We start from the raw sequence: 11580 nt of genomic DNA, 5'->3' as shown, positions 1-11580 counted from the left end.
CGCCCGGTTACATTTCGAACCCGGAAGCTAAGCCTTTCAGCGCCGATGGTACTGCAGAGGGGACTCTGTGGGAGAGTAGGACGCCGCCGAACAATCTTTCAAGGACCCCTGGTCCCAGCGTTCACGCTGGGACCAGGGGTCCTTTTTGTTTTGCCGAAGCGCGCCGAACTGGTCGGTGCGTGAGAATGAATGCAGTCCGAAGACAGGAGTCACGTCGATGTCCACCAACTCTTCCGACGATCGTTCGGAGCGCCGGCCTCAGCGGCGCGACGATGGCGACCGCGGTGGCTTCCGGCGTGACGACCGGGGCCCGCGGCGTGACAACGACCGTGGCGGGCGCCCGTCCGGCGGTGGCTACGGGCGGCGTGATGACCGCTCTTCCGGCGGTGAGCGCGGCGGTGACCGTGGCGGATTCCGTGGGGGCGACCGGCGGGATGACCGGCCGCGCGGGCCTCGTCGGGATGACCGTCCGGCCGGTGGCGATCGCGGTGGGTTCCGCCGTGACGACCGGCGGGACGACCGTCCGTCTGGTGGTGACCGTGGCGGGTTCCGGCGTGATGATCGTCGTGATGAGCGGTCGTCCGGTGGGGATCGTGGTGGGTTCCGTCGGGATGATCGTGGTGGGGACCGTGGTGGGTTCCGGCGTGACGATCGTCCGTCCGGTGGGGACCGTGGTGGGTTCCGTCGGGATGATCGGCGTGATGAGCGGCCGTCGTTCCGTCGCGATGACCGGCCGTCCGGTGGCGAGCGTGGGGGATTCCGCGGGGGCGACCGGCGGGATGACCGGCCGCGTGGGCCGCGTCGCGATGAGGGCGACCGTGGGGGCTTCCGGCGCGACGACCGGCGGGACGAGCGCGGTGGTGACCGCGGTGGGTTCCGGCGTGACGATCGGCCGTCCGGTGGTGACCGGGGCGGCTTCCGGAGGGATGATCGTCGTGATGAGCGGTCGTCCGGTGGGGACCGTGGCGGATTCCGTCGCGATGATCGTGGTGGGGACCGTGGTGGGTTCCGGCGCGATGATCGGCGTGATGAGCGGCCGTCGTTCCGTCGGGATGACCGGCCGTCCGGTGGCGAGCGTGGCGGGTTCCGTAGGGACGAGCGCGGTGGGGACCGTGGTGGGTTCCGGCGGGATGACCGTCCGGCCGGTGGCGATCGCGGTGGGTTCCGGCGCGATGACCGGCGTGATGAGCGTCGGGATGACCGGTCGTCCGGTGGGGACCGTGGTGGATTCCGTCGGGATGATCGTGGCGGGGACCGTGGTGGGTTCCGGCGGGACGACCGGCGCGATGAGCGTCGGGATGACCGGCGTGGTGGGTTTCGGCGGGATGATGAGCGTGGGGGGCGGCGGCCGTATGGTGCGGGGCGTGGCCGGGATGAGCGGCGGGACGATCGGCGTGATGACCGGCGGGACCGGGAGCCGATTCGGCGGCTGCCGATTCCGGAGGACGTCACCGGTGACGAGATCGACAAGGACGTGCGGCAGGAGCTGCTGAGCCTGCCCAAGACGCTCGCCGAGGACGTCGCCAAGAACCTGGTGATGGTCGCGAAGATGCTGGACGAGGACCCGGAGAAGGCGTACGGGTACTCGCGGGTGGCGCTGCGGCTGGCTTCCAGGGTTGCGGCGGTGCGTGAGGCGGCGGGGTTCGCCGCGTACGCGGTCGGTAAGTACAGCGAGGCGCTGGGCGAGTTCCGGGCGGCGCGGCGGATGACCGGCGGCGTGGAGCTGTGGCCCGTCATGGCGGACTGCGAGCGTGGTCTCGGCCGGCCGGAGAAGGCGATGGCCATGGCCGGTGAGCCCGAGGTGGCGAAGCTGGACAAGGCGGGCCAGGTCGAGATGCGGCTGGTCGCGGCCGGTGCGCGGCGGGACATGGGGCAGGCGGATGCGGCGGTCGTGACGCTGCAGAGCCCCGAGCTGGCGTCGAACGCGATTCACCCGTGGACCGCGCGGCTGCGGTACGCGTACGCGGACGCGCTGCTGGAGGTCGGGCGCGAGGGCGAGGCGCGGGACTGGTTCGCCAAAGCGCTGGAGGCGGACCAGGGCGGTACGACCGACGCGTCGGACCGGCTGGCCGAGCTGGACGGTGTGGAGTTCACCGACGCGCTGGACGAAGAGGCCGATGCGGAGGACGGCGATGAGGCCGGTCGTGCCGGTGCGGTCGACGAGTCCGGTGCGAAGGATGCTGCGGACGAGGTCGATGTGGCCGATGAGGCTCCGGTGCACGACGACGAGCGGGACGAGCGGGGCGACCGGTTCGAGAAGGGCTCCGAGTAGGGGTGGAAACGTGCGAGCGCCGGTCACGGCCGCAGGTGTGTGGCCGGTGAGTGCGCGGTGAGCTGAGCGCGGTATGACGAAGGGCGGGATCCCAGCCGGGATCCCGCCCTTTCGCATATGTGGGCTCAGGGCGCGTAGGGCGCGATGGGGTTGTGGAGGGTGCCGACGAGCTGGAGGGCGCCGGCCGGGTCCTGGAGGTCGACCATCTGCTGGTTGTTGCGCAGCTGGAGACGGTTGAGGCAGGAGAGGGCGAACTCGTCGGCGAACATGTCGTACTGGCGGAACTTGTCGGCGAGGTGGGGGACCGACTTCTGGTAGTCGGTGACGCACTCGGCGACCGTGCGCCAGAACGTGTCCTCGTCGAGGACGCCCAGGTCGGCGAGGGTGCCGTTGAGGAAGCGGAAGAAGCAGTCGAAGACGTCGGTGAAGAGGGAGAGGAGCTTCTTGTCCTCGGGGACGTCCGCGCGGATGCGTTCGACGGTGGGCGGCAGTACCGCGTCCGGGTCCATGACGGCGATCTCTTCGGCGATGTCCTTGAAGATCACGCGGGCCACTGCGCCGTCCTCGATGACGAGGATCGCGTTCTCGCCGTGCGGCATGAAGACCAGGTCGTAGGCGTAGAAGCTGTGCAGGACCGGGGTCAGGTACGCGTCGAGGTAGCGGCGCAGCCAGGTGGCCGGGGCCAGGCCGGATTCCTCGATGAGGGCGGCGGCGAAGGAGTTGCCTTCGTGGTCGACGTGGAGGAGTGAGGCCATGGTGGCCAGGCGCTGGCCGGGCTCCAGGGTGGGGACCGGGCTCTCGCGCCAGAGGGCGGCGAGCATCTTGAGGTACGGGGAGCCCTTGGCGGTGGCGGCCTCGTACTGGCGGTGGTGGTAGCCGATGGCGGCGCGTTCGCGGATGATCGAGAAGCGGGCGGCGCGGAAGACGTCGTCGCCGGAGATCAGGCGGGCCAGCCAGTCGTTGATGGCCGGGGTGGCCTCCATGTAGTTCGCGGACAGGCCGCGCATGAAGCCCATGTTGAGGACCGAGAGGGCCGTTTTGACGTAGTGCTTCTCGGGGGCGCTGGTGTTGAAGAAGGTGCGGATGGACTGCTGGGCGAGGTAGTCGTCGTCGCCGGTGCCGAGGCAGACCAGGTGCTGCTGGGCGACCTCGGCGGCGAAGGTGACCGACAGCTTGTTCCACCACTGCCAGGGGTGGGCGGGGATCAGGTGGTAGTCGGCGGGATCCAGGCCGAGGCCGGTGAGGGTGGCGGCGAAGCGGTCGAGGGTGGCCTGGCCGAGTTCGTCGCGGACGAAGGATTCGTAGTCGAGGCCGGCGCCCGCGGTGAAGGTGGAGCGGTCGCGGCGGGCGGCGAGCCAGATCAGCTGGACGGGGGTGGCGGCTTCCGGGGCGTACGCGTGGTACTCGTGGATGCCGAAGCCGAGGCGGCCGTTGTTGGCGACGAAGCAGGGGTGGCCCTCGGTCATGCCGGTCTCGATGGCCTGGAAGCCGGACGTGGCGAGGTCGGCTGCGGTGAGCTGCTCGGCGGCGAGTTTGTAGGCGGTGCCGGAGAGCGTGGAGCTGATCTCTTCCAGGTAGACGGGGAGGATCGTTTCTCCGAGGCCCAGTGCGTCGCGGAGTTCGATGAAGAACTCCAGGGCGTCCAGGGGGAGTTGGTCGTCGCCGCGATGGCGGGTGATGCTGTCGGCGTCGACCAGCCAGTGGTCGAGGGCGCGCCGGCGGGCGGTGAAGCGGTACTCGGTGGTGCCGTCGTCGCTGCGGACGGTGTAGTGGCCGTCCTGCGCCAGGGGCTCGGGGGTGAGCAGCCGCTCGTGGGCGAACTCGGCGAGGCCCTTGCGGACGAGGAGCCGGTTGGCACGGGACCACAGGGCGGGGGTGAGGTGGGCGACCGCGCCCTGGGCGGTGCCGGTGGAGGGGTTCGGCATCAGTTCTCTCCTCGGGCGGCCAGGTACTGGTCGCGGGTGCAGGTGCTGAGGTAGGCGTCCTTCGACGGCAGCGAGACGGTGCGGAGGATCTCGAAGCCGACGGCCTTGTTGAGGGTGTGTACGGCGGTGTTGCGGGTGTCCGGTTCGACGACGACGCGGCGGGTGGCCGGGTCGTCGAAGAGCATGTCCATCACGGTGGTGAGGACGGCGCGGGTGAAGCCGTGCACGGGGGTGGCGGTGGGGGCCGTCAGGAAGTGCATGCCGACGTCGCCGGGTTCGGCCGTGTGGATGCCGACCAGTTCGCGGTGCGCGGGGTCGTAGCGCTCCATGAGGAAGGCGGGGGTGCCGTTGTGCAGGCCGAGGAAGGCGTCGTGGTGCGGGTCGGCGGCTATCCGCGCGAACTCCTTCTCGACGTCCGGCAGATCGCAGTCCTGCATCAGCCAGAAGACGGCTTTGGGGTGGGTGACCCAGCCGTGCAGCAGTGCCGCGTCGGCGATGGGGCCTCCCCTGCTCGAACGAAGTTGAGAGCTTGGGGAAGGGTCGACCGGGCGGAGCGCGAAGGTGCCGAGGGCGGCGTCGGTGCGGGTGAAGAGCGGGGCGTCGGTCATGCCGGGATCTCCTGGGGGTGGTGCGGGCCGGCCGGGGCGGCGAACTCCTGGAAGGCGATGGCCTTTTCGACCGGGTAGTACTCGCGGCCGAGCAGCTCGCGGATGATGCACGAGTTGCGGTAGGCGGCCATGCCGAGGTCGGGGGTGACGAAGCCGTGGGTGTGCAGTTCGGCGTTCTGCACGTAGATGCCGTGGCCGCTGGTGTCGATGCTGTAGTTGCGGCCGACGTCGTAGCGGCCCTGGTCGTCCCAGGCGATGCGGTCGCGTACCGGGGTGAGGAAGGCCGGGACGTGGTAGCGGTAGCCGGTGGCGAGGATCAGGCCCTGGGTGTCCAGGGTGAAGTCCTTGCCCTGTTCCTCCTGGCGGAGGCCGAGGGTGTAGGTGCTGGAGGTCGCGTCGTAACTCGCGTGCTCCAGTGAGGTGTTGGTGAGCAGCCGGGTGCGGACGGGGCCGCTGAGGTTCTTCTGGTAGAGCAGATCGAAGATGTCGTTGATCAGCTCGGAGTCGATGCCCTTGTAGAGGTTCTTGTGCGAGGCGTTGAGCCGGTCGCGGGTGGCCGGCGGGAGGGTGTGGAAGTAGTCCACGTACTCCGGCGAGGTCATCTCCAGTGTGAGCTTGGTGTATTCGAGGGGGAAGAAGCGGGGCGAGCGGGTGGCCCAGGTCAGCTGGTAGCCGTGGGTGTCGACGTCCTGGAGGAGGTCGTAGTAGACCTCGGCCGCGCTCTGGCCGCTGCCGACGATGGTGATGCTGTCCTTGGTCTGCAGGCGGGCCTTGGAGTCGAGGTAGTCCGCGTTGTGCAGCAGGTCGCCGCCGAGGCCGCGGCAGGCGTCCGGGATGTGCGGCGGGGTGCCGGTGCCCAGGACGAGCTTGCGGGCGCGGTAGGTGTGGCGGTCGCCGGTGGGGGTGTGCTCGGCGTGCACGACGTACAGCTCTTCGCTCTCGTCGTACTCGACGGTGGTGACCTGGTGCGCGAAGCGGATGCCGGCGAGCTTGCCGGCCGCCCAGCGGCAGTAGTCGTTGAACTCGGCCCGCAGCGGATAGAAGTTCTCGCGGATGTAGAAGGAGTACATCCGGCCCGATTCCTTCAGGTAGTTCAGGAAGGAGAAGGACGAGGTGGGGTCGGCGAGGGTGACGAGGTCGGCCATGAACGGCACCTGGAGGTGGCTGCTGTCCAGCATCATGCCGGGGTGCCAGTCGAAGGACGCCTTGTTGTCGAGGAACAGGCCGTCGAGTCCGTCGATGGGTTCGGTCAGGCAGGCCAGGCCGAGGTTGAACGGGCCGAGGCCGATGGCGATGAAGTCGTAAGGGGCGGACACGAGGTCTCCGTGATGTGGTCGGCTGTGGGGAGGGTCAGCGTGTGCTGAGAGCCGGCTCGGGCTGCTCGGCCAGGTAGGTACCGGCGTGCTCGGCGATCAGGTCGAGGACGGTGGCGATGTCCTCCAGCGTGGTCTCCGGGTTGAGCAGGGTGAACTTGAGGTAGTGGCGGCCGTCGACGACGGTGCCCGCGACGATGGCGTCGCCGGAGGCGAACAGGGCCTCGCGGGCGTGCAGGTTGACGCGGTCGCTCAGCTGCGGATCGAGGTCGCCGCCGGGGACGTAGCGGAAGACCAGGGTGCTCAGCTGGGGTTCGGTGACGACGTCGAAGCGGGGGTCGTCGTGGAGGAGCTTCCAGGCGTCCGCCGCGCGGTCGATGACCTCGTCGAAGAGGCCGCCGAGCGCGTCGGCGCCCATGGTGCGCAGCGTCAGCCAGAGCTTGAGGGCGTCGAAGCGGCGGGTCGTCTGGATCGATTTGTCGACCTGGTTGGGGATCTGCTTCTCGGCCATCCGGCGCGGGTTGAGGTAGTCCGCGTGGTAGGTGACGTGCCGCAGCGTGGTGTGGTCGCGGACCAGGACGGCGCTGGAACTGACCGGTTGGAAGAAGGACTTGTGGTAGTCGACGGTCACCGAGTCGGCGTGTTCGATGCCGGACAGCAGTGCGCGCCTGCGGGAGATCAGCAGGCCGCAGCCGTAGGCGGCGTCGACGTGCATCCAGGCGCCGTGCCGTGCGCACAGGTCGGCGATCTCGGGGAGCGGGTCGATGCTGCCGAAGTCGGTGGTGCCCGCGGTCGCGACGACCGCCATCGGTATGAGCCCGTCGCGGTGGCAGCGCTCCAGTGCGGCGGCCAGCGCGTCGGTGCGCATCCGCTTGGTCGCGTCGACGGGTACCGGGAGTACGGCGTCGGCGCCGAGGCCCAGGAGCGTGGCGGCCTTCTGGATGCTGAAGTGGCTGACCTCGGAGGTGAGGATGCGCAGCCGGGGGAGCACGTCGGAGTGGCGGGTGTCCGCCGGGAGGTCGTCGCGGGTCAGTTCGCGGCGGCACGCCTCGTCGCGGGCGAGCAGCATGGCCTGGAGGTTGGACTGGGTGCCGCCGCTGGTGAAGATGCCGTCGGCCTGTTCGCCGAGGCCGATCCGGCGGGCGGTCCAGTCGATCAGGCGGCGCTCGATCAGGGTGCCGCCCGCGCTCTGGTCCCAGGTGTCCAGGGAGGAGTTGACGGCGCTGAGGACGGCCTCGCCGACGAGCGCCGGGATCACCACGGGGCAGTTGAGGTGCGCGAGGTAGCGCGGGTGGTGGAAGTAGACGGCGTCGCGGAGGTAGACGTCTTCGAGTTCGTCGAGCGCCGCGGTGGGGTCGTGCAGCGGTGCGTCGAGGTCGATGCCGGCCAGCGTGGGGGTCAGGCCGTCGACGGAGATGCCGGTGAACGGCCGCCGGGTGGTGGCGATTTTGGCGCCGACCCGGTCGACTCCTTCGGTGACCGCCTGGCGGTACTGCCGGGCGGTGCCGTTGCCCAGCAGGTAGCTGCGGCCGTCGGCGGGTTCGGGGACCGCGGGGGTTCCGGTCTCCGGTGTGTTCGTGGCGTGCGGTGTCGCCCCGGGGGTGGGGTGGGGCGACGGGTCCTCGGCGGAGTGCGCGAGGAGGCTCATGAGGGGGTCCTCCCAGATACGGACATGACCACGCCCTGTGCGGTGGGGGCGGCGTGGTGACGTCGCGGCAGGAAGGACCCGCCGCGACGAAGTGAGGTAAGCCTAACCTAACTGTTTCGGCCATCAGGGAGGGGGTGCCGGGGCGCCGCCCGGAGCGGTGGGCCCGGGGCGCGCGGAGTGCGGACGCGCAGGTCGGACCCGTTCGTGACGTGGCGTCCTGGCGGCGGGGGAGCGGTGCGAAGGTGCCCTACGCGTCCAGGGTGCGCAGAATCAGGCCACTGGCCGGCTTGGGCCCGAAGGACGTCGACTTGCGGGGCATCATCACGCCCTCCAGGGCGAGTTGGCGGACCGTGTCCTCCGACGCCGCGCGCATCAGGACGGCCGTACCGCCGTGCCGGGCGGCCTGTGCGACGGCGGCCCGCGCGTCATGGAGATAGCTGATGTCCGACGGGCGGTCGGGGACGCGCCACACCGCGTCCAGGAGGACGGAGTGCAGCACCGTGGCGTCCAGCCCGCGCCAGCTCTCGGGGCGGTCCCCGCGCACCGTGCGGGCGAGCAGCTCCGGGTCGGGGCGGTCCAGCAGATGGAACGTGTCCGGGCCGCCGGCCAGGACGAAGGCGTTGCCTGCGGCGTCGTCCAACGCCGCGAGCGCCGCGGTGAGATCGGCCGGGAGCGGCCGGGCGCGGAAGGCCCCGCCGAGGCCGGTGAGGGCCGCCTCGGGTGTCAGGTGCGGCAGCACGCGGTGGATGGCGCGCACCTGGAGCGGGTAGCGGGCGGTGTCGACCAGCAGCACGAGCCCGCAGGCCCAGGGTGAGGCGGGGGTGGCGCCCGGCGTCTGCTCGTACAGCCGCTGGTACGTCGCCCAGCGGTGGTGGCCGTCGGCGATCAGGGCCTGGCGTCCTGCGAGGTCGGCGTCGACCGCGGCGAGGTCGGCGGGGGCGGTCACGGCCCACAGGCGGTGCGCGAAACCGTCCTCGGTGGTGGTGGCGAGCAACGGAGGGCGCCGCACGGTGCGTTCGATGACGGCGGTGGCGCCCGTCGCGGTGCCCCGGCCGCGGTAGGAGAGCAGCAGCGGCTCGAAGTTGGCGGCTGCCGCGCGCATCAGCTGCGCCCGGTCGTCGACGACCTCGGGGATGACGTCCTCGTGCGGCAGCACCGGCCCGTCCAGCCGCAGCGCGCCGATCAGACCGCGTTGCAGCACGTCGCCCGCGCGCTGCTCGTACACGTACAGCGCGGGCTGCGGATCCGGGGTCAGGACGCCGTCGGCGCGCCAGCGTGCCAGGGTGTCGGCCGCCTGGCGGTGGCGCGCCGAGGGGTCGGCGGCGTGCGGCAGGATCAGCCGGACGATGTTGTAAGGGTCGGCGGTCTCCAGGTACCGCACGCCGTCCGGCCTGACCACGACGTCGTACGGGGGAGAGGTGACCGCGGTGAGGCTGCTGACCCGGTCCGGGGCGTAGCGCAGTCCGCGGAACGGGAGGAGGCGAAGGCCGTCGGTGCTGGTCATTGGGAAATGCTATTCCGCTGGTGGGGTGAGGGATGATCGGGGGAGAGCCATGATGTGGCTGGATATATCGGTAGGCGCGGCGGGGCGGACGCGGTGCGGCGCGGCGGATCCCCCGGGGGCCCGTGTGCGGGGCGCCGCGGCATCCGTACGGCGTGTCGCGGCGGTCCGCGCGGTGCGTGGGCGGGTGAGGAGCAGGACGGCATGACGGAGCAGGTTCGCAGGCGGCCCGGCGGGTGTGAGCGCCCGCTGAACGAGGCGTACGACACGGCGCTGCTCGATCTGGACGGCGTCGTCTACGCGGGCGGCGCGGCCCTCGCGCACGCCGTGGACTCGCTGGTCACGGCGCGGGACGCCGGGATGCATCTGGCGTATGTGACCAACAACGCCGCCAGGACCCCGCAGACGGTCGCCGACCAGCTGACCGGGTTCGGCCTGCCGACCGGCGCGGCCGACGTGATCACGTCGGCGCAGGCGGTGGCCCGGCTGATCTCCGAGCAGGTGCCGCCGGGCGCCAGGGTGCTGGCCATCGGCGGCGAGGGGCTGCGGGTCGCGCTGCGCGAACGCGGCCTGGTGCCCGTCGATTCCGCCGAGGACGATCCGGCGGCCGTGGCGCAGGGCTACGACCCGGCGATGGACTGGGGGCGCCTCGCGGAGGCCGCGTACGCGGTGCAGCGCGGTGTGCCGTGGTTCGCCTCCAACACCGACCTCACGATTCCCAAGGAGCGCGGGATCGCGCCGGGCAACGGCGCGTTGGTCGAGGTGGTGCGGACCGCGGCGGGCGGGACGCCGCAGGTGGCGGGGAAGCCGCAGCCGCCGATGCACCGGGAGACGGTGCTGCGGACCGGCGCCGAGCGGCCCCTGGTGATCGGGGACCGGCTCGACACCGACATCGAGGGCGCCTGCAACGGCGGGGTGGACTCGCTGCTGGTACTCACCGGCGTCACCACCGCCGCCGAACTGCTGACCGCCACGCCGCCGCACCGCCCGACGTACGTCGACGCCGACCTGCGCGGGCTGCTGACGGCGCAGCCCGCGGTGGAGCCGGCGGGTGAGGGCTTCGGGTGCGGCGGCTGGCGCGCCGCGGCGGACGGCGGGACGCTCACGCTGGACGGCGCGGGCGAGCCCCTGGACGGGCTGCGGGCGCTGTGCGCGGCGGCCTGGACGGCGGCGGGGGACGGCAGCTGTACGGCGGACGCGAGTGGCGCCCTGAAGCGGTTGGGGCTGGACGGGCGGTGAGACGCGGGGCGGCCGGTCCCCGGGCCGGCCGCCCGTCAGTCCTGGTCCGCTGCCGCAGCCGCCGCCGTCAGCTCCGCGATCAGGTCCTCCTCGGTGGCGCCGCGCCGCCAGTAGCCGGTGAACTTCACGGCCCTGCGGTCGAATCCGCGCTCCTGGACGAGGTGCCTGCGCTGTGCCTTGACGGATCCGGCCTCACCGGCGATCCAGGCGTACGGCGTGCCCGTGGGCAGGGTGGCCGTGCGCAGGGCGTCCACCACCGCCTCGCCGCCGGGGGCGCCGGCGTGGTCGCGGACGATCCAGGTGATGTCGGCGTCGGCGAAGCTGGGCAGGTACCGCCGGTCGTCCTCGTGGTCGATTTCGAGGAAGACCTGGGCGTGGGTGCCGGGGGTCAGCCAGGCGAGGATGCCGGCCACGGCGGGCAGCGCCGTACCGTCGCCGGTCAGCAGGATCCAGTCGGTGCCCGACGGCGGCCGGAAGTCGACGCCGCCGTTGTCCTCGACGGTCGGTGCGAGCACGGACAGCCGGTCGCCGGTCCTGGCCGCCGCCGCCCAGCTGCTGGCCGGGCCGCTCGCCGGGGCGTGGCCCGCCGCGTCGGCGCCGTGCAGGACGAAGTCGACGTCGAACTCCTCGGGATCGTGGCGCTGTTCACGGATCGTGTAGGTGCGCATCACGGCGCGCTCGGCGGGGTCCTGGACCCGCCAGGCGGCGTACCAGCCCTCGCCGGTGTCGTCGAAGACCGGCCTGCTCTGGTGCGGCTGCGGGAGGAAGAGTTTGAACCGCTGGTCACGACCGCCGGAGGCCATCTCGGCCAGCCGTTCGCCGCCGAAGGTGATCCGGACCACGGAGGGGCTGCGCCGTTCGGTACGGACGACGTGCACATCGAAGAAGCGGAACGGTGCGGTGGCGGGGGCGGCGGTGGTGGTCATGCGGTGAACCTCCTGTGGCCGTGCGGTGGTTGTCCGGTGGTCCGGTCGGTGGGGGCGGGGGGGGGGGGGCCGGGGGGGGGGGGCCCCCCCCGGGGGGGGGCGCCCCCGGAAATAGGCGCGAGGGGGGGTTGGGGTCCCCCCCCCGAAG

General features: G+C 71.7%; 8 protein-coding genes, 1 rRNA gene and 1 pseudogene. 4 read left to right on the top strand and 6 right to left on the bottom strand.

What is annotated here, in order from left to right; all coding sequences use genetic code 11:
* From rrf to ACIBK8_RS35635, 3 genes and pseudogenes are all read left to right on the top strand, one after another.
* A 5S ribosomal RNA gene (gene rrf / locus ACIBK8_RS35645) occupies positions 1-92 on the top strand; the annotation flags it as partial.
* A 167-nt stretch (positions 93-259) separates the two neighbouring features.
* Positions 260-1246: pseudogene (locus ACIBK8_RS35640) on the top strand (hypothetical protein); the annotation flags it as partial.
* A gap of 183 nt (positions 1247-1429) precedes the next feature.
* Positions 1430-2272: a hypothetical protein gene (locus ACIBK8_RS35635; RefSeq protein WP_399046829.1), complete on the top strand. Its 843-nt coding sequence runs from the start codon at positions 1430-1432 to the stop codon at positions 2270-2272.
* A 125-nt stretch (positions 2273-2397) separates the two neighbouring features.
* Here the strand turns inward: ACIBK8_RS35635 and ACIBK8_RS35630 are convergent, their stop codons facing one another.
* From ACIBK8_RS35630 to ACIBK8_RS35610, 5 genes are all read right to left on the bottom strand, one after another.
* On the bottom strand, positions 2398-4197 hold the full coding sequence (locus ACIBK8_RS35630) for an IucA/IucC family protein (RefSeq protein ID WP_399046827.1): 1800 nt from the start codon (positions 4195-4197) through the stop codon (positions 2398-2400).
* Positions 4197-4805: a GNAT family N-acetyltransferase gene (locus tag ACIBK8_RS35625; RefSeq protein WP_399046825.1), complete on the bottom strand. Its 609-nt coding sequence runs from the start codon at positions 4803-4805 to the stop codon at positions 4197-4199. The genes ACIBK8_RS35630 and ACIBK8_RS35625 overlap by 1 nt, the downstream gene beginning before the upstream one ends.
* Complete coding sequence (locus ACIBK8_RS35620) at positions 4802-6121, bottom strand: lysine N(6)-hydroxylase/L-ornithine N(5)-oxygenase family protein (protein WP_399046824.1); 1320 nt, start codon at positions 6119-6121, stop codon at positions 4802-4804. The genes ACIBK8_RS35625 and ACIBK8_RS35620 overlap by 4 nt, the downstream gene beginning before the upstream one ends.
* A gap of 34 nt (positions 6122-6155) precedes the next feature.
* Complete coding sequence (locus ACIBK8_RS35615) at positions 6156-7766, bottom strand: pyridoxal phosphate-dependent decarboxylase family protein (protein ID WP_399046822.1); 1611 nt, start codon at positions 7764-7766, stop codon at positions 6156-6158.
* Between the two features lie 247 nt (positions 7767-8013).
* The gene (locus tag ACIBK8_RS35610; RefSeq protein ID WP_399046820.1) at positions 8014-9270 is read right to left on the bottom strand and encodes a DUF1015 family protein; all 1257 of its coding nucleotides are present in this window, start codon (positions 9268-9270) and stop codon (positions 8014-8016) included.
* Positions 9271-9471: 201 nt separating this feature from the next.
* Here ACIBK8_RS35610 and ACIBK8_RS35605 point away from each other — a divergent pair, with 201 nt between their 5' ends.
* Positions 9472-10506, top strand: a complete 1035-nt coding sequence (locus ACIBK8_RS35605) for an HAD-IIA family hydrolase (RefSeq protein ID WP_399046819.1) — start codon at positions 9472-9474, stop codon at positions 10504-10506.
* Positions 10507-10541: 35 nt separating this feature from the next.
* On the opposite strand, the gene ACIBK8_RS35600 is transcribed toward ACIBK8_RS35605, so the two are convergent.
* Entirely contained in the window at positions 10542-11432 is an 891-nt protein-coding gene (locus ACIBK8_RS35600; RefSeq protein WP_399046817.1) for a siderophore-interacting protein, read from the bottom strand.
* Between the last annotated feature and the right edge of the window lie 148 nt (positions 11433-11580).

The organism is Streptomyces sp. NPDC050161 (genome assembly GCF_044460025.1).
Taxonomy (GTDB): Bacteria; Actinomycetota; Actinomycetes; order Streptomycetales; family Streptomycetaceae; genus Streptomyces.
Note: the sequence above shows the minus strand (reverse complement) of the source record. Positions and strands in the feature narration are given on the sequence as shown.